The 22,180-nt window shown below is 49.0% G+C and carries 20 protein-coding genes; 8 read left to right on the forward strand and 12 right to left on the reverse strand.

Annotated features, from left to right (window positions below):
- The first annotated feature begins 3 nt into the window (after positions 1-3).
- The 4 genes from QL234_RS19100 to QL234_RS19115 all read left to right on the forward strand — a co-directional run bounded on the left by QL234_RS19100 (position 4) and on the right by QL234_RS19115 (position 2,610).
- The gene (locus QL234_RS19100; RefSeq protein ID WP_281559385.1) at positions 4-900 is read left to right on the forward strand and encodes a bifunctional GNAT family N-acetyltransferase/hotdog fold thioesterase; all 897 of its coding nucleotides are present in this window, start codon (positions 4-6) and stop codon (positions 898-900) included.
- Between the two features lie 46 nt (positions 901-946).
- Positions 947-1,414, forward strand: coding sequence for a nuclear transport factor 2 family protein (locus QL234_RS19105; protein ID WP_281559386.1), 468 nt, complete (start codon positions 947-949; stop codon positions 1,412-1,414).
- 88 nt (positions 1,415-1,502) lie between these two features.
- The gene (locus QL234_RS19110; protein ID WP_281559387.1) at positions 1,503-2,354 is read left to right on the forward strand and encodes an NAD(P)H-binding protein; all 852 of its coding nucleotides are present in this window, start codon (positions 1,503-1,505) and stop codon (positions 2,352-2,354) included.
- The gene (locus tag QL234_RS19115; protein WP_281559388.1) at positions 2,344-2,610 is read left to right on the forward strand and encodes a hypothetical protein; all 267 of its coding nucleotides are present in this window, start codon (positions 2,344-2,346) and stop codon (positions 2,608-2,610) included. The genes QL234_RS19110 and QL234_RS19115 overlap by 11 nt, the downstream gene beginning before the upstream one ends.
- 57 nt (positions 2,611-2,667) lie before the next feature.
- Here the strand turns inward: QL234_RS19115 and QL234_RS19120 are convergent, their stop codons facing one another.
- From QL234_RS19120 to hutC, 7 genes are all read right to left on the reverse strand, one after another.
- Positions 2,668-3,606: a stomatin-like protein gene (locus QL234_RS19120; RefSeq protein WP_281559389.1), complete on the reverse strand. Its 939-nt coding sequence runs from the start codon at positions 3,604-3,606 to the stop codon at positions 2,668-2,670.
- A complete protein-coding gene (locus QL234_RS19125; protein WP_281559390.1) occupies positions 3,606-4,523 on the reverse strand; it encodes a stomatin-like protein in 918 nt (305 codons plus the stop codon). The genes QL234_RS19120 and QL234_RS19125 overlap by 1 nt, the downstream gene beginning before the upstream one ends.
- A gap of 84 nt (positions 4,524-4,607) precedes the next feature.
- Positions 4,608-5,060 carry an NfeD family protein gene (locus tag QL234_RS19130; RefSeq protein WP_281559391.1) on the reverse strand — a complete coding sequence of 151 codons (453 nt, stop codon included), beginning with the start codon at positions 5,058-5,060 and terminating at the stop codon, positions 4,608-4,610.
- Positions 5,061-5,230: 170 nt separating this feature from the next.
- Entirely contained in the window at positions 5,231-5,932 is a 702-nt protein-coding gene (locus tag QL234_RS19135) for a helix-turn-helix domain-containing protein (protein ID WP_281559392.1), read from the reverse strand.
- 284 nt (positions 5,933-6,216) lie between these two features.
- Positions 6,217-7,767, reverse strand: a complete 1,551-nt coding sequence (gene hutH, locus QL234_RS19140; protein ID WP_281559393.1) for a histidine ammonia-lyase — start codon at positions 7,765-7,767, stop codon at positions 6,217-6,219.
- A gap of 1 nt (position 7,768) precedes the next feature.
- Positions 7,769-9,481: a urocanate hydratase gene (gene hutU / locus QL234_RS19145; RefSeq protein WP_281559394.1), complete on the reverse strand. Its 1,713-nt coding sequence runs from the start codon at positions 9,479-9,481 to the stop codon at positions 7,769-7,771.
- 23 nt (positions 9,482-9,504) lie between these two features.
- Entirely contained in the window at positions 9,505-10,206 is a 702-nt protein-coding gene (gene hutC, locus QL234_RS19150) for a histidine utilization repressor (protein ID WP_281559669.1), read from the reverse strand.
- Positions 10,207-10,446: 240 nt separating this feature from the next.
- On the opposite strand from hutC, the gene hutI reads away from it, so the two are divergent.
- The gene (gene hutI / locus QL234_RS19155; protein ID WP_281559395.1) at positions 10,447-11,685 is read left to right on the forward strand and encodes an imidazolonepropionase; all 1,239 of its coding nucleotides are present in this window, start codon (positions 10,447-10,449) and stop codon (positions 11,683-11,685) included.
- A 90-nt stretch (positions 11,686-11,775) separates the two neighbouring features.
- A complete protein-coding gene (locus QL234_RS19160; protein ID WP_281559396.1) occupies positions 11,776-13,914 on the forward strand; it encodes a GGDEF domain-containing phosphodiesterase in 2,139 nt (712 codons plus the stop codon).
- A gap of 90 nt (positions 13,915-14,004) precedes the next feature.
- Here the strand turns inward: QL234_RS19160 and rraA are convergent, their stop codons facing one another.
- A complete protein-coding gene (rraA, locus tag QL234_RS19165; protein ID WP_281559397.1) occupies positions 14,005-14,490 on the reverse strand; it encodes a ribonuclease E activity regulator RraA in 486 nt (161 codons plus the stop codon).
- A gap of 254 nt (positions 14,491-14,744) precedes the next feature.
- Here rraA and QL234_RS19170 point away from each other — a divergent pair, with 254 nt between their 5' ends.
- Positions 14,745-16,745 (forward strand): GGDEF domain-containing phosphodiesterase, encoded by a 2,001-nt coding sequence (locus tag QL234_RS19170; protein WP_281559398.1) that lies wholly within the window; start codon positions 14,745-14,747, stop codon positions 16,743-16,745.
- Positions 16,746-16,926: 181 nt separating this feature from the next.
- Positions 16,927-18,786, forward strand: a complete 1,860-nt coding sequence (locus tag QL234_RS19175) for a methyl-accepting chemotaxis protein (protein WP_281559399.1) — start codon at positions 16,927-16,929, stop codon at positions 18,784-18,786.
- A 98-nt stretch (positions 18,787-18,884) separates the two neighbouring features.
- Here the strand turns inward: QL234_RS19175 and QL234_RS19180 are convergent, their stop codons facing one another.
- From QL234_RS19180 to QL234_RS19195, 4 genes are all read right to left on the reverse strand, one after another.
- Complete coding sequence (locus QL234_RS19180; RefSeq protein ID WP_281559400.1) at positions 18,885-19,301, reverse strand: gamma-butyrobetaine hydroxylase-like domain-containing protein; 417 nt, start codon at positions 19,299-19,301, stop codon at positions 18,885-18,887.
- Positions 19,302-19,330: 29 nt separating this feature from the next.
- On the reverse strand, positions 19,331-20,659 hold the full coding sequence (hslU, locus tag QL234_RS19185; protein WP_281559670.1) for an HslU--HslV peptidase ATPase subunit: 1,329 nt from the start codon (positions 20,657-20,659) through the stop codon (positions 19,331-19,333).
- A gap of 24 nt (positions 20,660-20,683) precedes the next feature.
- The gene (gene hslV, locus QL234_RS19190; RefSeq protein ID WP_044836145.1) at positions 20,684-21,202 is read right to left on the reverse strand and encodes an ATP-dependent protease subunit HslV; all 519 of its coding nucleotides are present in this window, start codon (positions 21,200-21,202) and stop codon (positions 20,684-20,686) included.
- A gap of 295 nt (positions 21,203-21,497) precedes the next feature.
- Positions 21,498-22,058 carry an SPOR domain-containing protein gene (locus tag QL234_RS19195; protein ID WP_044836088.1) on the reverse strand — a complete coding sequence of 187 codons (561 nt, stop codon included), beginning with the start codon at positions 22,056-22,058 and terminating at the stop codon, positions 21,498-21,500.
- Positions 22,059-22,180: the final 122 nt, after the last annotated feature.

Here is a 22,180-nt window from a genome sequence, read left to right on the forward strand (position 1 = left end):
ACAATGAAAGTGTGTACTACACCACAAAGCGAAGAAGAGTTTCAGGCTTATTATCTTTTGCGTTGGCAAATGTTGAGAAAACCCTGGCAGCAAGCACCGGGCAGTGAAAAAGATGAGTTTGAGCAGCAGGCGATTCATCGTATGTGTCTCGACGAAGAAAATAATGTGGTTGCCGTCGGGCGGTTGCATCGAAGCGGGCAATTTAGCGCCGAGATCCGCTTTATGGCGGTGGCTGAGGGTCAACAAGGAAAAGGGCTGGGCAAGTTAATCATCCAGGCTCTGGAGCAGGAGGCGCGCAAACTGGGGATCACAGAAATAAGCCTTAATGCCAGGGAAAATGCCGTGCCTTTTTATACTCGGCTGGGATACCAAAACCAGGGCTTTTCTCACTGGCTTTTTGATAGCATCAGGCATGACAAAATGGTTAAAAGCCTGGAGGCTCACAGTGGCCATCAATTTTCTTTAGCGGACGAATTGCAAAGCACCTGGCATCAAACGATCCCCATGAGCCGGGCGATGGATATCCGGGTGTGTTTTTATGACGGGCAGGAAATGATCACCCATTGCGATCCCGACTTTAATAAGAATTTGCACCATACCATGTTCGCCGGCAGCATCTATACCCTGGCGACCTTAACGGGATGGGGTTATGTCTATATGCAGTTACGTGAGCAGGGGCTTGACGGGGATATAGTGCTGGCTGAAGGCAATATTCGCTACCTGGCGCCGATAAAAGGGCCGGCATATGCGAAAACCTCAACGCAAATGGCGTCCGGGGAAGTTTCCCCCTTGCGTCAGGGCAAACGTGCCCGCTTTCACGTTGAAGTTCGGGTTGCCAGCGGCGATAGAGCCGCCGCCAGTTTCACCGGCAGTTATGTGGTCTTGCCTAAATCGGCTTAAGCTCAACGTAAACTCAGCTTATGTTCAACAAAAGGAAATATTGGAGATGAAAATTTTATTTTTGCTGGTTACTTTTTTCACCGCAAGTTTAAGCCATGCCAATGAGGATATTGCCCGGGTGTTAGATAATTTCCATCAGGCGGCGGCCAATGCCGATATGCAAACCTATCTGGGATTAATGACAAAAGATGCCGTTTTTCTGGGCACAGATGCCAGCGAGCGCTGGGACAAGCAGGCTTTTAGCGAGTTTGTAGAACCGTACTTTAGCAAGGGCAAAGGCTGGTTATACCGGCCGCAACAGCGTCATATCAGCCAAAGTGGCAATGACATGGCTTTTTTTGATGAACTGCTCAGCAATGAACATTATGGATTATGCCGGGGCAGTGGCGTGCTGGTAAAAACTCAAGGGGGCTGGAAAATTGCCCAATACAATTTATCCATTCCGGTACCTAATGCTATTGCCAAAAAGGTCGTTAAGCAGATAAAGAGCTTGTCGCAAGCCAAAGGTTTATGATGACTCTGCTGCCATTATCCGGCCATGTTCTGATATACTGGCCGGCCAGTATTTTGGCAAAATTAACTATTCAATTGATGGAGGCTCCTTGTCAGAACTAGCAGTTGATAATGCGGCTAACAGCGTAGGGATCATAGGTTGCGGCTGGTTGGGCAAGGCCCTGGCCAAGCAGTTGATCAAAGAAAATATCCCGGTGATGGCAACCACTACCCGGGAAGAAAAAGCCGCTGAGCTTAACCAGGCCGGCATCAATAGCCGGGTATTGCAATTACCGCAGGCGCTTTCATTACTGAGTGAACATGATATTTTCTCCTGTCGGCAACTGGTGATCTGTATTACACCGCAGCTGAAAAAAGGCAGGGTTGATTATCCTGAAAAAATTGCCCAACTGGTGACCGCAGCAGAAAAAAATGACGTGGAAAAAATTATCCTGCTCAGCACCAGCTCGGTTTATAACGGCCTTGAAGGGGACGTTTCTGAACAAAGCGAACTGGATCTCAGTGCGAATAAAGTGGCAATTGTGGCACAGGCGGAGCAAAGTGTGCTTAATTTTAACGGCTTATCTGCGGTGATACGCCTGACCGGTTTAATTGGTCCCGCCAGGCATCCAGGGCGCTTTCTTGCAGGTAAAAAAAATCTTGCTAACCCGGATGCGGCAGTAAATTTGATCCATCAAGCCGATGCCCTGGGATTAATTTGCTGCCTGTTAAAACAAAAGCAGGCACAGGGGATTTATAACGGTGTGGCCAATACCAGGGTGAGCCGGCAGCAGTTTTATCAACAAGCGGCCCTTACCTTAGCTTTGCCTGAGCCTGCATTTAACGAGCAGGATAGAGGAATAACCGGTAAAGTAATAAACGGGGACAAAGGACGGCGTGAGTTGTCTTATCAATATCGATATGATGATTTAGTGCTGTGGATGAAGAATAGTGAAAATTGATGCCATGAAAGTTAATACCATGAAAAAGAAAGCCATGTTATTTGTGCTGGTGATCTGGGGGCATATTACCCTGTTGGATCTGATGTTTATCAATCACCGGGGCCTGGTGATTTTATGGCAGGAAAACAGCCGTTATCAGACCATTTTCACCCACCTGTTTATTGTCCTGTTGACTTTTGCCCTTTACCTGGCCTTGGTGAAGCTGCAGCAACGGCTGCCTGCTTTTAACAAGGCAAGGAAGGTTGATAAGCCCTGAGCATTTAAAAGGAATTTCCCGTCTACTTTCAAACGGGAATGGATTTTCCCCCTGGCGTTAACCTTTGGTTTTGATGCCTAAGGTGCCCAGCCACTGGTTAAAGTCCAGCAGGTTGGCGGGCAAGATCACTTTGCGGTTTTCCTGACTTAAGCCTTTCATCTGCTGCAGGTATTGCTCGCTTAACTGCATTTCCAGCGCCTGTTTGCCGCCTGGCTGGCTGATGGCATTGGCAACCTTGGCAATGGAATCCCCGGTGGCACGGGCGATTGCCAGGATTTCTTCGGCTTTACCCTCGGCAGAGTTGATGCGTCTTTGCATTTCACCTTCGGAAATGTTGATCATTTCAGTTTTTAAACCCTCTGAGCGGTTAATGCGACTGGCCTTATCTCCCAGGCTTTTCGCCAATATTGCCTTACGCTCGCGTTCGGCATTGACCTGTAATTCCATGGCATTTTTTACCGTCAGCGGCGGGGTGATATTCTTGATTTCATACCTGTGCACCCTAATGCCCCAGCTCTCACCGGCTTTGTCCAGTACATCGACTACTTTGGCACTGATGATATCCCGCTCTTCAAAGGTACGGTCAAGGTCCAGGGTGCCGATCACTGACCTTGTGGTGGTTTGCGCCAGCTGCATGGCGGCAAAGCGATAATCGGTAATGCCGTAGCTGGCTTTGACCGAGTCCACTACCTGGATATAGATAACACCGTCCACTTCGACATTGACTTCATCCTTGGAAAAACATTCCTGCGGCGGTACGTCTATGGTTTCTTCTTTTAAGTCCTGGATAAAAGCGACCTTATCGACGAAGGGCAGTAACAGGTGAAAGCCCGCCTCCAACGTGCAGCGGTATTTACCCAGGCGCTCAACAATATAAGCGGACTGGGTCGGTACCAGGCAAATGGCCTGGAAAAACTTTACCGCCAGGTATAAAAACAGTACGCCCCAGATGGCTAACATAATCAGTTCCATGTTGTTGATATTGCTCAGATCCATTATTTTGTCCCCTGCATTGTATTGGTTACTTCACCCATGCCGGCAAAAAAGCCTTCAACCTTGGCTAACTCGGCGGGCACCACAGAAACATCGGCGGTGTTGAGAATAGCGCCGGCTTGCTGGATAAATTGCTCCATCAGACGCATTTTTATCGCCTGATCTCCTCCCGGCTGCTCTGCCGCAGCAGCAATCATATGGATGCCCTGGGCGGTTGCTTCCGCCAGTATGCCGATTTCTTTGGCGCGACCATTGGCTTCATTGATTTGTTTTTGTTTATCCCCTTCGGATAAATTAATCGCCTCCTGGCGTTCACCTTCTGACAGGTTGATGGTGGACTCCTTCTCCGCCTGCGCCAGGGTGATTTCCGCGCGTTTTTGTCGCTCGGCTTCCATTTGCTTTTCCAGGGTGTGAATCACATTCTCCGATGGGGTGATGTTTTTCACTTCGTATCTTAAGACCTTGATACCCCAGGGATCCGAGGCTTTGTCGATTTCCCGGACGATAGTTTCATTTAGGGCATCGCGCTCGGAAAAGGTCTGGCTCAATTTTAATTTACCCACTTCCGAGCGCATGGTGGTTTGCGCCAGGTTAACACTTGCCCGGCGGTAGTCTTCGATACCGTAACTGGCTTTGGCGCCGTCCATTACCTGGATATAAACCAAGCCGTCGACATCGATTTGAATGTTATCCCGGGAGATACAGCTTTGTGCCGGAATATCCAATACCTGCTCGCGAATTTCATGGCGGTAGGCGACCCGGTCGATAAAGGGAATAAGAAAATGTAATCCCGGCTGCAATACCGCGCGAAACTTGCCTAAACGCTCAATCACGCAGACTTCGCGCATCGGCACGATCAGCACTAATTTCAGCAGGATAAAAAGCAGGCCGAGAAAAATAAAGGTAAAGCTTGCTAGCATAGTTTGTCTCCTGTGGGCTTGCGCCCTTGGTTTCAAAGTGAATGTCAGATTATTTTTATAGGGTGAGCTGTATAACAGCTTCAGTTATTTGAGGGGCTCGACAATCAGGGAGATATTGTCTTTACAGATGATAGTGACCCGGCTGCCGGCGGCGATTTCCGAACCGTCGCTTAACGCCTTCCAGGTGGTGCCCTGAAATTCCACCCGTCCCGGGTGAGTGCCGGGGCCGATTTTTTCAACGACTGTCACTTCCTTGCCGTAGCTGTCCACCTCTTCAAAGGTATTGTCTATGCGTTTAGTGTCACTGAAAAAACGCTCGGTAACGAAATACATCACAAACAGTAGTACACAGGCGATAATAAACCAGGCAGTCAGGGTCATCGGCCAGGTATCGAGTAGTTGAAACTTAACCCCCAAAGCGACAATTAATGAGGCCAGGCCTAAGTTAAATAAGATGCCGCCCGGCACAATAAATTCGAGGCAGGCAAGTATTGCGGCCAGTATCAGCCAGGCTTGAAATGATAGTATCAACTCCATGGTTAACTCCTTATTCTTGGGTTAGGTACATTAACGCGAGTTAAGTGGTGTGGCTATAAAGGCTCAACGACTTGTTAACAACAAGTGTAAATAGAAGGTAACAAGTTTGACATATTATGTCAAACTTGTCGGTGGAAATGCTTATCCGGGAGAGGTTAACTGTTTGCTCGTTATTTTAATTTACGGCTTTCCAGCTTGATGGCTAATGGCCGGAGAATGGCTTCGGCAATGATGGCGCCGTACAAGAGTACCAGCAGGTTAACGGCATAAGCGGTATGCAGGCTGGTGTTATTATCCATCTCGTCATAATGGCTATGAATAGCAACCGAGCCTGTCACTAAAGCGATCAGGGCGCCGCCGTAAAGAAAGGTGATTTGCTTTTTAAATATCAGCGATAAATAGTCACTGGCGGGGCCGGGGCTGATTTCACTGGCAAATAAATACCTTAACCCGCGGATAGACTTCATTAGGCCGTGCGGGCCAAAAGCGACGGCGGTACAGGCGTACATAAAGAGAGCCAAAAATAAGCCGCCATAGAAATCGCTGAAGTTTTTCAGCTCTCCTCCCAAGATAAATAACATTAAAATCGCGCCGGCCACCACCAGCAGGGCAATAAAACTTTGCATCATATTTGTCCTTTTCCAATTGACATTCGGGGTTGGTGAAACCGCATATAACTCTTCCTGCTTGACATTGAGTGCCGCGGCAATGGCCTGCTGGGTCTCCAGCGAGCTGTTGCCTTCTTTTTCCGCCCGTTGAATGGTGCGCAGGCTTAAGCCGGATGCCTTGGCCAAAAGTTCCTGTGACCAGCCGTTGTCGTGACGCAGGTACTTAATGCGCTCGGGTGATAAATTTGTCGGACGTTGTTGCAAGGGTAGACTCCAAAAAAGTGATTTGCTGTTTCGGGACAAAAGATGCCTGAGGCGGTATAAAAAGACGAGAAATCCCTTACGTCATTATAACGTCATCATTATGACATGCCAGTAAAAGCAAGGCTTGCAGCGGTAGAGGGAGATAAACAGCGAAAGGCCGAAAAACTGGGAGAGCGGATATTAAAAAAGCCAGCCAACGTATAAAACGTCAACCAGCTTTTAGTTAGTACCTGTTAACTATAGCTCAATTTTGGCAATAGCAAGTGCTTATGCTGTAAAAAAGCTTAAAAACTCGGCAACAGGTTTTCCGGCATCAGGTGATTAAACTGGCCGTCGCCGATAATGCCTGAGGCTTCGACTATATCCGGAGCAAAATAGCGATCTTTGTCGTAGTAGGCAACATGGGTGCGCAGCAGGCCTTTGGCGATTTCTACCTTAGTTGAACCTTTAAGCGGCGCCCTGAAATCAAGGCCTTGTGCCGCCGCCAGTAATTCTACCGCCAATACGCCATTGGTATTTTCTGCCATATCTACCAGACGACGTCCGGCAAAGGCGGCCATGGAAACATGGTCTTCCTGGTTGGCGGAAGTCGGAAGACTGTCAACCGAGGCGGGATGGGCCAGGGTTTTGTTTTCCGACGCCAGTGCCGCCGAGGTCACCTGGGCGATCATAAAGCCGGAATTGACCCCGCCGTTTTCTACTAAAAATGGCGGTAGTTTGCTCAGGTTGGCATCGATCAATAAGGCCATGCGGCGCTCGGATAAGGAGCCGATTTCGGCAATGGCCAGCGCCAGGTTATCTGCCGCCATGGCTACCGGTTCTGCGTGGAAGTTACCGGCAGAAATAAAGTCCCCTTCGTTGGCGAACACTAACGGGTTATCGGTCACGCCATTGGCTTCGACATGTAAGACTTCGGCGGCCTGGCGAATTTGCGTTAAACAGGCACCCATCACCTGGGGCTGGCAGCGCAGGGAATAAGGATCCTGGACTTTTTCACATTCGAAATGGGACTGGCCGATTTCAGAGCTGTCGCCGAGCATTTCACGGTAAGCGCGGGCAGCATCGATTTGACCTTGTTGTCCGCGGATTTGGTGTACGCGATCGTCAAACGGTGCCCGGCTGCCCATGGCGGCTTCTACCGACATAGCGCCGATAGTCACGCCTGCGGCATAAAGATCTTCTGCCAGGAACAAGCCTTCTAAAGCAAAAGCCGTTGAAGCCTGGGTGCCGTTTAATAACGCCAGGCCTTCTTTGGCGGCTAATGTGATAGGCTCAAGTCCGGCGATGCGTAAACCTTCTTTGGCGGGAATCACTTCGTCCTGGTAAGACATTTCACCTTCACCCAATAACGGCAGTACCATATGGGATAATGGCGCTAAATCGCCGGATGCCCCGACCGAACCTTTTTTCGGCACGCAAGGGTAAACTTCGGCATTAAGCAGCTGGATTAGTGCCTGGATCACGGATAAACGGATACCGGAGAAACCACGGGCGAGGGAGTTGATTTTCAACACCATCATCAAGCGTACCGTGGCATCTTCCATATATTCGCCGAAGCCGGCAGAGTGGGAAAGCACGATAGAGCGCTGTAATAATTCCAGCTCTTCTTCTTTGATACGGGTGCTGGCCAAAAGACCAAAACCGGTATTGATGCCGTAAACCACCTTGCCGTCGCGGATCACTTGCTGTACCGCTTCCGCGCTTTTGTTGATGGCGTCAAAGGCGCTCTCATCCAAAGAATACAGGATACCATCATAACTGTTGACGGCACGCAACTGGGCCAAAGTCAGCTGGCCCGGGACTATGTTGAGTTCGTTAAGTACTTGTTCAGTCATCTTAGGCTCCTTTTTTACCGTTGGCGCCGTCGATCATCGGCAGATCCAGTCCCTGCTCTTTGGCGCAGTTAATGGCGATATCGTAACCGGCATCGGCATGGCGCATTACGCCGGTTGCCGGATCGTTCCACAGTACCCGGCCAAGGCGTTTATCGGCGGCTTCTGTGCCGTCGGCAACAATAACTACACCGGCATGTTGGCTAAAGCCCATACCTACGCCACCACCATGGTGCAGGCTGACCCAAGTGGCACCACCTGAAGTAGATAATAAGGCGTTGAGCAGCGGCCAGTCAGAAACTGCGTCTGAGCCGTCCATCATGCTTTCTGTTTCACGGTTAGGAGAGGCAACCGAGCCTGAATCCAGGTGGTCACGACCGATAACTACCGGCGCCGTTAATTCGCCGTTTCTAACCATTTCATTAAAGGCCAGTGCCAGACGGGCGCGATCTTTTAAGCCGACCCAGCAAATACGTGCCGGTAAGCCCTGGAATTCGATGCGCTCTTTGGCCATATCCAGCCAGTTGTGCAACTGAGGATTGTCCGGGATCAATTCTTTTACTTTGGCATCTGTTTTGTAGATATCTTCCGGATCGCCGGATAAGGCAACCCAGCGGAAAGGTCCTACGCCTTCACAGAACAGCGGACGGATATAGGCAGGAACAAAGCCCGGGAAATCAAAGGCATTTTTTACGCCCTCTTCCAGTGCCATCTGGCGGATATTGTTACCGTAATCTGTAGTCGCAGCGCCGGCGGCCTGCAGGTCGAGCATGGCTTGTACCTGGATAGCCATCGACTGTTTGGCGGCTTTCACTACCGCGGCTTCGTCTTTTTGACGCATTTCGGCGGCGTATTCCATGGTCCAGCCTTTAGGCAGGTAACCGTTTAACGGGTCATGGGCAGAAGTCTGGTCGGTTACTACGTCCGGAGTGATACCACGTTTTACCAGCTCAGGGAAAACATCGGCGGCATTGCCTAACAGACCGACCGAGATGGCTTCACCTTTGGCGTGAGCTTCATCAATCAGGGCTAATGCCTGGTCTAAATCTGTGGCTTTGGCATCGACGTAACGGGTGTTTAACCTGAAGTCGATACGGGTTTCATCACATTCCACCACTAAGGCGGAGAAACCTGCCATAGTCGCTGCCAGAGGTTGAGCACCGCCCATGCCGCCTAAGCCGCCGGTCAGTACCCATTTGCCTTTGGCGTTACCGCCGAAGTGCTGCTTGGCCATGGCGGCAAAGGTTTCGTAGGTGCCCTGAACAATACCTTGTGAGCCTATGTAGATCCAAGAGCCGGCAGTCATCTGGCCGTACATCATCAGGCCTTTTTTATCCAGCTCGTTGAAGTGTTCCCAGTTCCCCCAGTGCGGTACCAGGTTAGAGTTGGCGATCAATACCCGGGGAGCATCGGCATGGGTTTTAAATACGCCAACCGGCTTGCCTGACTGTACCATCAGGGTTTCATCGTCTTCCAGGCGATCCAGGGTTTCTACTATCTTGTCATAACACTGCCAGTCGCGGGCGGCGCGGCCGATGCCGCCGTAAACCACCAGGGATTGTGGGTGTTCGGCCACTTCAGCGTCAAGGTTGTTCATCAGCATGCGCTTGGCTGCTTCGGTTAACCAGCTTTTTGCGGTGATTTCACTGCCGCGGGCGGCGCGAATATTACGGCTGGTATCTAAGCGGTTATTTTCTGTCTCATTACTTGTTGTCATGATCTGCTCCTCAAGTTCTGATCTTAAAAAGTTAAATGGCTTCCCAGGCGGTATTTATGGCCCGGTGAAGTTAAAATGGCCAGGCTGACGACACCCTGGCTGGACCAGGTACGTCGTTTTACCTGTAAACAGGGTTGTGTCTGCTCGATGGCGAGCAGGGCACAGGTTTTCTGGTCGGCGAGCACGGCTTCCACTTCATGGGTGGCTTCGGTGAGCGGCGCTTCCACCGACAGGTATTCATGGGGGGTGATCACAGTGAAATCCTGCAGCAAATAATCAGGCACCAGGCGGGCATTGACAAAACGTTGCTCAAGCTGGATCGGCTGATCATCTTCAAAATGCAGCACTTCGGAGTAAAACACGGTTTCATCGGGCTTTACCGCCAGCAGGATAGCCATTTCCTCACTGACGGGCACGGCTTTAAGTTGCTTTTGCTGTGCGTGATGCTTATGTCCCCTGACCTGGATTTCGTCGGCAATATTCTTGATTTCCAACAGGGATGACTGGGATTTAAAGGTGGCGACAAAAGTACCGGCCCCCTGGGATCTCACCAACAGCCCCTGCTCGGTCAGTTCCTGCAGTGCCCGGCGGGCGGTCATGCGGCTGACGGTAAACTGCTCAGCCAGTTCGTTTTCCGAAGGCACCTTGGAATGCTCGCACCACAGACCGGATTCGATCATGTCGCAAATATGTTGCTTGATTATGGTGAATTTCGGCGTTGTCATCGGGTACGAGATCTCATTTTGCAGTTTAGCTTGTATATACAATCTCATATTTTAGTTGTATATACAAGCTTGCTTGTTTAATTGCATTCAAGTACATTGGCATCAGATGGCGGCCCAGGTTAACCGGGCTGCAAATCCGGTGAGCAATGACAGTTATCTTCAGCGTTTGCTGTCGGCAGTAAACCGGGTTTATTTACTATAGTTCAGGGGAATGATTTGCCGCTGGCAGGGGAGAATTTTATGACGATAGAAACACAACAATGGCAAACCCTCTGGGTCAATATCAATCTGGCCACCATGACAGAAGGCGGCGCAGGTTACGGCATTATAGAGCAGGGTGCGCTGGCGGTAAGCGAGGGGAAAATTGCCTGGGTTGGGGCGCAGGCTGAGCTGCCCGAATATGACCCGACGCAGGTTGAGGTTATCGACGGGCAGGGGCAATGGCTGACCCCGGGGCTGATCGATTGCCATACCCACCTGGTTTATGGCGGCAACCGTGCCAATGAGTTTGAGATGCGCCTGCAGGGAGCCAGCTATGAAGAAATCGCCAATGCCGGCGGCGGTATCGTTTCCACCGTGGCTGCTACCCGAAAAGCGAGTGAGCAGGAGCTGTTTGCCTCGGCCCTGCCCAGGTTAACCGCCTTGCATCAGCAGGGGGTAACCACGGTTGAAATTAAATCCGGTTATGGTCTGGATGCCGAAAACGAAATAAAAATGCTGAAAGTAGCCGGTTTGCTGGCACAGGCATTGCCGGTAACGGTCAGGCGCACTTTCCTCGGTGCCCATGCCCTACCAGTGGAATATAAGGGCAGAGCGGATGATTATATCGAGCTGGTGTGCGAGCAAATGATGCCGCAAATCGCCAAAGATAAACTGGCGGATGCGGTAGATGTTTTTTGTGAAAGCATAGGTTTTAGCCTGGAGCAAACCCGGCGGGTGTTCGAGAGTGCGAAAAAACACCAGCTGCCGGTGAAGGTGCATGCAGAACAACTCTCGGACCTGGGGGGCACAGAGCTGGCGGCCGATTATCAGGCGTTATCTTCGGATCATCTGGAATTTTTATCCGAAGCCGGGGTTAAGGCAATGGCAAAAGCCGATATGACGGCGGTATTGCTGCCGGGGGCTTTTTATTTCCTGCGGGAAACCCAGCTCCCCCCGATTGAGCTGTTACGTAAACACAAGGTGGCGATGGCGATTGCCAGCGACGCCAACCCGGGCTCTTCGCCGATAAATTCCATCCAGTTGATGCTGCATATGGCCTGCACCCTGTTCAGGTTAACCCCGGCAGAAGCTTTGGCAGGGGTGACCTGTTTTGGCGCCAAAGCCCTGGGGCTTGCGGATACAAAAGGCCAGCTGGCTCCTGGCTATGATGCCGACTTTGCCCTTTGGAATATCAGCCAGCCGGCAGAGCTGAGTTACCAGTTTGGTGTTAACCCGTTAACGGCCCTGGTAAGAGCAGGTGTTAAAGTTATCGGCTAGCTTTTGCCTGCTTAAGGTCTGTACAATTATTAAGTGATTGATTAGGCTTAGCGTTACCTGTTCCATTTGCAGTAACGCTAAGATCTGATTATGTCTCACCCGCGCAAAGGCCTGATTTTTTCTAAAGCAATCCTGGTGTATTGCCTGCTTGCTTTGGCTTTCCCCGCTCAGGCGACAGCAAGTGTTTACCCCGATCCCCTGGTTTTATTTCTTGGTGGCGCAGGTTTTATTGCCGGGCTTGCCCTGGCGGTGATGTTTTTTTTATTTGCCAATAAAGAGCTGGGCTTGGGCAAATGGTATTATCCTGGGTTGTTATTGGCCAATACCCTGGCGTTACTCTATCTCGTTATCCACTTCGACAGCGAGCCCGATCAACTCTACCTGGTGCTGCTGGTTTCTGCGGTGCTGATCAACCTGATTTTTTTCATCGGCGGTAAACAAGCGTTTCCACCGGGGGATAGCGAAGCAAAAAGCTTTGCTAAGTTCTGTGTTATCCTGGTGGCATGTGCCGACCTTGGCTATTGTGCGGTCTTGTTTACCTTGCCGTTAGCCTGGTCTGTTTATGGCTGGTTGTTTATCGGCGGCTTGATACAAGTATTATCGGCATCGTTAGCCGGTTTAGCCGCAGCCGGCCAGGCCAGTACTAAGCGATTTTTTGCCCTTTTTGTCCCGCAGTGGCTGCTTACCTGTGCTTTTGTGGTGTTGCTTTATCTATGGCTCACTGCTATGTTGCCCTTGTCCTGGCTGCTGGCCAGTATCCTGATCAGTTTCACCCTGGTACTGCTGAATACTTCCCTGGTATTAACGGGTTTGCTCAAAGAGGGGCGGGAAGAAAAGAGCGACGGCACCAAAATTTCAAGCGAAGAGCTGTTTTCCTATACCCATGATCCGGCCACTAATTTGCCTTCCTATCAGCAAGCGCTGAAACAGTTCGAGCGGGTACTTAAGCAGGGAGGCAATCAGCGCTTTGCCGCCATTGTTTTTAAACCGGTCAATTTTCAGCAGGTTAATTCGGTGCTGGGACATCATAATTCTGATCTGCTGTTATTGCAGCTGGCTTACTGCATACAGCAGAAAGTCGTGGAAAATACCGCGCTGGTAAACTTCGATGCCAGCCACCAGCCAATACGGCTGGCGCGGCTGCAGGGATTAAACTTTTTGGTTGTGGTTGAGTTGGCTCATAGCGCTCATCCTGAAAAAATCCTTATCAAGGATTTATGCCAGCAACTTTCCGATGCCGTGCCCGATGCCATGAGTTTTAAAAGCTTCTCCCTAAACTTTGAGCTGGCATTTGGGGTTGCTTTTGCCCAGGGGCATGAAGCCGGTGCCGCCGAGCTGGTTGCCTTTGCCGGGGATGCCTTGCTCGATGCCGAGCAACATCAGCAAAGCTTGAGTTATTTTGATAACAGCACCACCTTGTATACCGAGCAGCAGCTATTGAAAATGGAACGTTTAAAACAAGATTTAATGGAAGAAAACCTGCGCTGGTATTTACAGCCGCAAATCGCCTTAGGCGATAAAAGCATTAAAGGTTTTGAGTTGATGGTGCACTGGTACTGTGAAACTGAAGTTGCCCAGGATCTGCATGAGTTTATCGATATTGCCGAACAAAGCGGTGAAATCCATTTGCTGATGAAGAATATGATCCTGCAGGCGTTTCGTGTGCTGGCTCAACTGCAGCAGCTGGATATCTACCGGCCGTTATCCCTTAATATTCCCAGTAAAGATTTACTGGAAAGTGAGTTGGTTGATTTTATCGAATTGCAAAGCGGTATCTTTGCTATTGAAACTAAGTATCTGGTGATAGAATTAACCGAAGAGGTGATGTTATCTGCCTCGACCCGGACCAAGGCGATTATCGATCAACTCAAGGTACTGGACATAGGTATTGCGATTGATCAATTCTCCGGCAGTTATGAGTCATTGCGCTATTTGCGAAAAATGGCGGTTAACCAGGTCAAAATAGATTGCTCCCGCCTGGACGGGCAGGAAGAAAACCGTGCGGATAAGGCGATCATCAATGCGTTGATTAATCTCACCAGGAGCATGGGCTTACCTATGATAGGCATAGGAATAGCAACACCGGAGGTTGAAAAAATGTTTGTTGCCATGGGTGGAGAAGTCGCCCAGGGGAAGGTGATTCACCGCGGTGTGGTGCCGGATGAACTGGCCATCTGGCTTAAGCGTTGGTACAGCCAGTACCCGCAGGCGCAAGAGGGTAGAAGTTAAGGCTCAGGTCTTTAGAGCTAGGTTTATCTGTCAAGCACCTGGGGAAATTGCCGCTGAGAGCCTGCGGTTATTTGTTACCGGTTGTGAAAGTTATTCGAGATCCAGAGGTTCCGGTGACAAGACAACACCGGTATTATCCACATAGACATGGTCGTCAGGGAGAATCGTTACGCCGGCAAAATTAACGGCCAAATCGCTTTCACCCGTCATCTGGTCGGGAGCGCCTACCGGAATGGAAACCAGTCCCTGAATGCCTATATCCACTTCTTCGATGGCATCGACATCGCGCACGCTGCCATAGCAGATGATGCCTTCCCAGCCATTTTTTTCCGCCAGGCGGGCCACTTCAATATCGATCAGCGCGCAACGGGTGGAGCCGCCGCCGTCAATCACCAGTACCTTGCCTTCACCGTCCGAGTCAAGCAGTTGCATGATAAGGCCATTGTTTTCAAAGCACTTAACGGTGACTACCTTGCCGCCGAATGAGTTTCTGCCGCCATAATTACTGAAAATAGGTTCAACAACGTCGATCAGATCAGCGTAGACGTTACATAACTCAGAAGTATTATATTCCATGGCAGTTCTCTTCAAATTTTCAATAAGATAAGTGAATTTTACACCCAGTATAACCTGCTGTGGCTAAGGTACAACAGAAATACGCCTGAGTAGCTTAAATAAAATTCTGTCTACAGTTATTTTGTTGATTGGTGATAAGGTATTGTCAATAAATCATTTTGCTGCTTAACTCAAGTTGTTAATGACTTGTATTTGCAGAGAAAACACTATCTAATGTCAGCATCCATGATCATTTTAATAAAGAAATTGTTGTTATGGAAGAACACCTGTTAGCCCAGGCCTTGCTGTTTGCAATAGAAGCATTTGTTTTTGCTTTATTGGCATTTTTTCTCTGGATTTATTATCAGGGGTTAGGTCGTCAATATGTCAAATTATGGATGCTGAGTTTGCTTGCCTTGTCGGTAAGCTCAGTCGCAATCTCCCTGCAAAACTATTATTATGCGCTGCCGCAAACCCATATCATTTCAGTTGTCTTAGAGGTTTTTGAGCAAGTTTTCCGCTATCTGCACCTGGTATTATTGCTGTTTGGTCTTTATTGCGCAAAAACTCAAAGAAGCCTGGCAGGCAAAGAATTGTTCTGGGCTGCCAGCTTGGCCCTGCTGCTGGGGGGATTGGCGACACTTTTATATGCTTTTGAGCAACATGATGTTTTTAATCGTTTTTATTTAAGGGTCAGCCTGCAAACTTTTGTATTTGGCTGTAGCTTACTCGGCGCCAGTTTTTACCTGTTATTTTCTCCCAAGCAGCACTTTTCCAGCAAGATCTTGATGTGGTTGCTGTTTTTGATGGGGGCCCGTTATCTGTTGTTTTCTTTCGCTTCCATCATTGCCATCACCGAAGACTGGTTCGGGGAATTAAGCACTATGATGGTGTTTATCGATTTTGGCGCCAACAGCATTTTAGGTTTTACTATGTTGATCTGGATGCAGGGGGCGGAGCGCAATGCCGCCCTGGTGGCCATGAGCCAAATTCAGTATTTAGGCAAACATGACTCCCTTACCGGGGTGCTAAACCGTGAGCAGGTGATCGAAAAACTGCCCCTGGCCATGACCATGGCGTTAGAGAAAAATAATAAGCTGTGTATTTTTCTGCTCGATATCAAACACTTTAAATTTATCAATGATACCTACGGCCTCAAGGCGGGAGATTATCTGCTCGGGGAAATTGCCAAACGGCTGAATAACAGTATTTTACTGCCGCAAGTGGTGGGGCGTCTTAGCGGTGATTCTTTTGTTTTTGTGCTCGACATTCAGCGCGCCCACATGCTTGATATGGCGCTGGATCATCTGCATGAATTGATCTCCCGGCCATACCGTTACCAGGATCATGAAATCAGCATCAGCTGCAGTATCGGTTATTGTTTCTTTCCCGAGCATGGTGAGAATGCCGAAGAGTTACTGCAAAACGCCAATATGGCGTTGTTTGAGGCGGAAAGCCATAACAAACCGAGTGTTGAATTTGATGAAAGCATGCAGTCACAGGGGCGATATTACCTGCTGATGGAAAAGGAAATACGCAATGCCCTGGCGGCGGATGAGTTTGTGCTTTATTTTCAGCCGCAACTGAACCTGTTGACCAACCGCCTTGAAGGGGTTGAGGCGCTGGTACGCTGGCAGCATCCGGAAAAAGGTCTGCTCACGCCGGATAAGTTTTTGCCGGATATTGAAAAATTGGGATTAAACAGCGAACTGGATGGTTATGTCTTAAACAAAGCCTGTCAGACCATAGGGGAATGGTATGAACGTTATCATCGGCGGATTGTGATTGCGGTGAATATTACCGCGGTTGAGTTCCAGGATCCTGAGCTGGTGGATAAGATCCAGGCGCTATTGTTTGAGCATAATGTACCGTCGAGTTTCCTGGAGCTGGAAATTACCGAAAATATGGTCATGACAGATATTAACAGTGCCATGGGCACTATCGTCACCTTGCAAAGTATGGGGATCAAGGTTTCGATTGATGATTTTGGTACTGGCTATTCATCCCTGGTATACTTGCGTAAGTTGCCGATAGATAAGATAAAAATAGATAGAAGTTTTATCACGGAGGTGGCGTCAAATGATTCTGATTTAACCATAGTTAAGTCTATGGTGGAGCTGTCCCATGGCCTGGGCAAACGGGTACTGGCAGAAGGAGTGGAAACGGTAGAACAGCTTAATTTATTGCGCCATATCGGCTGTGATGCGGTTCAGGGATATTTTATCAAAAAACCCCTGCCTGAAGATGAGTTTGTCCAATACCTGAAAAGACGATAACTGTAAATAATAGGAGAAAAAATCACCTGATTTTGTGAGAGAACGACTACACTTGTAAGGAAAATAAGGATATGCGAAGAAGCAGGGAAGTGGGAAACCTGGCAATAGCTGAGAGCATCCTAGTCTAAATTTAGGCTTGATGTAGTGAATTATTTGTATTGAATTGATTGGATGTTGTTGTATGTTAATTAAGCATAAACTTATTGCGAATACCCTGGTGCTGGTAGTGGCTATGTTGTCAATGCTGGTCATTATTAATTATTCGGTATCGTCTTTAGGAGATGATCTGAAAATTGCCCGTGAAGTTGCCAATGTTGAAACCGAAGTGTTGCAGCTACGACGGCATGAAAAAGATTTTATCGCCCGTAAAGATCTGAAATATCAAGATAAGTTTGCTAAGCAAATGAAAGACTTGAAAAAGGATGTCAACATTCTGGACGCCGATTTGCTCGAAGCCGGGGTTGATATTGCGGAAATTGATACCTTGCGAAAAATACTGCAAGAATACCAGGGGCATTTTAACGCGCTGGTGGCATCTCAGCAAAAAATCGGTCTGCACCCTAAAGACGCTCTTTATGGCCAGCTGAGAGGAGCGGTGCATGATGTCGAAGAGTTAATCGGTACCAGCGATTACCAGCTAAGGGCCGGCATGCTGCAGTTAAGACGTAATGAAAAAGACTTTATGCTGCGCCTGGATGATAAATATGTCGATAGGTTTGCCAAGAACTTAGCGCTTTTGCAGACGGATGTGGACAACAGTGAGCTGGCCTCAAGCAAGAAAGGGCAAATTAATAATTTGCTGGCCAGTTATCAGGGGGCTTTTCTTGATTTAGTGCAGGAGCAGAAACATTTAGGCTATTCTTCCGCCAACGGTATCCTCAAGGAAATGCGCAGCACTGTGCATCAGGTGGATAAAGTGATGGCCAGTTTGTTGAAAAAAAATAATGAGTTGGTTGAAGAGCATAAGAGCTGGATAAACCTTACCTCTTACAGTATTGCGATTATTGTGTTACTCATTGCGGTTGGTTTTGCCGTGGTGCTGACCCGAAGCATTATTTCCGCTATTTCCGAGATGAAAAGCACTATGGAAGTGGTGGCAAAAACCAATGATCTGACTGTGGTGGTAAAAGAGTCCGGCAAAGATGAGCTGGCGGATATGGCGAAAGTCTTTAATAGCATGATCACCAGTTTCAGAAGTTTGATCGTTGAAGTGAATCATTCCGTGAGCACCCTAAATGGTGCGACCCAAAGCCTGGCGGAGAATATCAGTGTTTCCAATGTCGGTGTCGAAGCGCAGATCCAGGAAACGGATATGGTGGCCACTGCGGTTACGGAAATGGTGGCGACGGTGGATGAGATTGCCAGCAATACCCATGAAGCCGCCAATAAAGCGGAAATGACCAATCAAAATGCCGACCAGGGCAAGCAGGGGGTGGATAAAACCATCAATCAGATCGAGCTGTTATCGGAAAAACTGCTGGAGTCGGAAAGTGTTGTCAATGAGTTAGCCAAAGACAGCGATACCATAGGCTCAGTGCTGGATGTGATCCGCGGTATCGCCGAACAGACCAACCTGCTGGCGCTGAATGCGGCGATCGAAGCGGCCCGGGCCGGAGAGCAGGGGCGTGGTTTTGCTGTGGTTGCCGATGAAGTTCGAACTTTAGCCAGCCGTACCCAGGATTCTACCCAGGAAATCGAAGGTATTATCAGCTCATTGCAGGGGCGTACTAAGGAAATTGTCGAGCATATGGCCAGCTGCCGCAGTCAGGGGGAAAGCAGCGCCGAGCAGGCAAGCATTGCCGGTACTATGCTGGAAGAAATCAATCAGGATGTTTCTACCATTATGGAGATGAATACCGCCATTGCCACCGCCATCAAAGAGCAAAGCGCCGTGGCTTCGGAAGTGAACCAGCATGTGGTTTCCATCAGAGATGTGGCAGAGCAATCGGGCTCGTCGGCACAGCAAAATGCCCAGATGAGTGAAGAACTCTCCCAGCAGGCGGATGTGCTGCATAATGAAGTCAGCCGCTTTAAGGTTTAGTTGGCAATGAAGCTGATGTTGGTTGTTTATGGCCTTGGCTGTAAACAACCCATATCAGGCGTTGAACGGTGAGGATTGCTTGAGTAAGGAGATAAGTATTAAAGCTGGGTGATGCTGATATTCGCTTCCCGGGTTAACTTATTACTTTTCATGGCGTTGAGGTATTCAGGCCATAACACTTGCTGCTGGCGGCATAAGCCCAGCAGGTAAGCCTCAGAATAAATCGCCTGATGCTGATCATCAAAAATAAAGCGGTAGCCGTGTTTGCCTACCGCTTCTATCTTCAGTAACAACACCTGTTTTTTATGGGCGATTAAGGGGATCTCCCAACCGGAAGCCTGGCTGGGGTCTGTCCCTTGAGCTTGTTTGCCTTTTGCCGGTGCACTTTTTACCGGAGAAAAGACCCGTAAATACTCAAAACTCAGCTGATATTGCTGCTCCCGGTCATTACGTTCGATAAAATCCAGGGTCAGGGTTGCCGTATCAGCGGCCAGGGTAAAACGGGTAATTTTCATCTCTGTTCACTCAGGCTGTTATCAAGCGGTTATAAAATAAAGCGGCTTAAGTCTTCATCCTTAACCAGCTCGGTCAGGGTTTCTTTCACATAGCTTTCATCAATGACTATGGTTTCACCGGCTCTGTCGTTGGCGTTGAAGGAAATATCTTCCACCAGGCGCTCAAGCATGGTATGCAGGCGACGGGCGCCGATGTTTTCCGTGCTTTCATTTACCTGCCAGGCAGCTTCGGCAATAGCGGCGATACCGTCATCACTGAACTCCATTTTTACTCCTTCGGTGGCCATTAACGCAATATATTGTTCGGTTAATGAGGCATTGGGCTCGGTCAGGATACGGACAAAATCTTCTGTCGTTAATGCCTGAAGTTCAACCCGGATCGGCAGACGCCCCTGTAGCTCAGGGATCAGGTCTGACGGCTTAGCCATCTGGAAAGCACCCGAGGCAATAAACAGGATATGATCGGTTTTTACCATGCCGTGTTTGGTGCTGACGGTTGAACCTTCAACCAGGGGCAGCAGATCCCGCTGTACCCCTTCACGGGAAACATCCGGGCCGGAAGTGTCGCCGCGTTTACAGATTTTATCGATTTCATCGATAAAGACGATGCCGTTCTGCTCAACCGACTCCAATGCTTTTTGCTTGATATCATCGTTATTGACGATTTTTGCTGCTTCTTCTTCCTGCAGCGCTTTAAAGGCGTCCTTGATTTTTAATTTGCGCTTGTTGGTTTTGTCGCTGGACATGTTCTGGAACATGTTCTGCAGCTGTGAGGTCATATCTTCCATGCCCGGAGGGGCCATGATCTCTACGCCCACAGGCTGCGCCGCCAAATCAAGTTCTATTTCTTTATCGTCTAACTGGCCTTCGCGCAGTTTCTTCCGGAAAATCTGGCGGGTACCGCTATTGTCCGTTTGCTCTTCGTTACCGAAACCGTCGCGGGGGTTAGGCAATAACACATCCAAGATGCGCTCTTCGGCCGCTTCTTCGGCTAAATGTTTGACCCGGGCCATTTCCTGCTCTTTGGTCATTTTTATCGCCATATCCGCCAAATCGCGGATAATGGTTTCCACTTCCTTACCGACATAACCGACTTCGGTAAATTTAGTGGCTTCAACCTTAATAAAAGGGGCATTGGCCAGCTTGGCCAGGCGACGGGCGATTTCGGTTTTACCGACACCGGTCGGGCCTATCATTAAGATATTTTTCGGGGTTACTTCAACGCGCAACTCTTCATTAAGTTGCATCCGGCGCCAGCGGTTTCTCAGGGCAATCGCCACAGCACGCTTGGCATCACTTTGTCCGACTATGTGGCTGTCTAGTTCGTGAACGATTTCACGAGGAGTCATGTTCGACATCATTAATTCCTTGCTGCTGGCTAATTAAAGCTCGTCTATGGTGTAGTGGTGGTTGGTGAAGACACAAATATCACCGGCGATTTTCAGGGACTTTTCCACGATTTCTTTTGCCGATAATTCGGTGTTTTCCAACAGCGCCATGGCGGAAGCCTGGGCAAAGTTGCCGCCGCTGCCGATGGCGATCAGATCATGCTCAGGTTGCACGACATCGCCGTTACCTGTGATGATCAGGGAGGCTGTTTCATCGGCCACCGCCAATAAAGCTTCGAGCTTTCTTAATGCCCGGTCGCTGCGCCAGTCTTTTGCCAGCTCAACCGCTGCCTTGGTTAAATGTCCCTGATGCATTTCCAGCTTGCTTTCAAAGCGTTCAAAAAGGGTAAACGCATCTGCGGTACCGCCGGCAAAACCCGCCAGTACTTTATCATTGTATAAACGACGCACTTTTTTCGCATTGCCTTTCATTACCGTGTTACCCAGGGAAACCTGGCCATCACCACCGATAACGACTTTGCCATTACGTCTTACAGAAACAATAGTTGTCACAATTAATCCCAGTTATCCGGCCGGCAACGATTTATCGCCGGCATTTTATCATTGTAGATTAAGTTGGGTTGGCGAAGAGATCTTTCAAGGGGCAGGAGGTAATTCTCGATAAATAGCGGTAAATTCACGGCCTTGCGGCGTAAACTTGCTGAAATTTTAGCGGATACTCTCTTTGAGGGAAAAACATAGGGGGTGGTAAACGGGTTTTCCTGCAAGCGGTTAGCGGCGCTGTTTTGGCGCTATCCGCTGCTGTTATTTTGCTCTTGGCTGCGGGGGAGCCAAGAGCATAGCAGGCTTAGCGCCAGAGCCAGATTTGGCAGCCGTTGATATTATTGTTTTTAAGTTTGTGCTTGTCTTTTTCCGCCAAACGTTTTCTTTCATAAGGTCCGAGGATCACTTTATGCCAGATGCCGCTGGAGCCTTTCACCTGCTTTATCTGCGCTTCTATGCCGGTAAAAGCAATATTGGCTTTAAGCACTTCCGCCTGTTTTTGGGTACGAAACGAGCCGCATTGCATCTGGTAGGGGCCGCTGGTTTTAACTTCGTATTCGCCCACTTCCACTTCTTTATTTTTCAGCTCTTCCATATATTTCCACTTTTCCTTGGGAGGCGCGGGCAAGCTTTTGGTGCTTGGTTTTTTCGCCGGTGACTGCGGCGTACCGGTATGGATCGGCGCCGGTTGGTTATCTTTTATCGACCATAAAAAATAACCGAACATAGCAATAGCCGCCACGGTGAATAAACTGATCAGTTTAACCTTTAAAGGTATTCCCTCGCTGGCAGCTTCCTGCTGGTTATAGGGATTATTTTTTTTATTGTTTGCGCGGGGGCGTGAAACGTAATCCTGATGAGCCATGAAAATATTATATACTGCGAAAATTTAGCCTGATTCTAACCGAGTCAAGGGAAAATAACAGTAATTTATCCGCTTAAGGTTTGAAATTATCTTTAGCTATTACCCGTTTATGGAAATTTAAC

This window comes from Thalassomonas sp. RHCl1, assembly GCF_947387555.1.
Lineage (GTDB): Bacteria > Pseudomonadota > Gammaproteobacteria > Enterobacterales > Alteromonadaceae > Thalassomonas.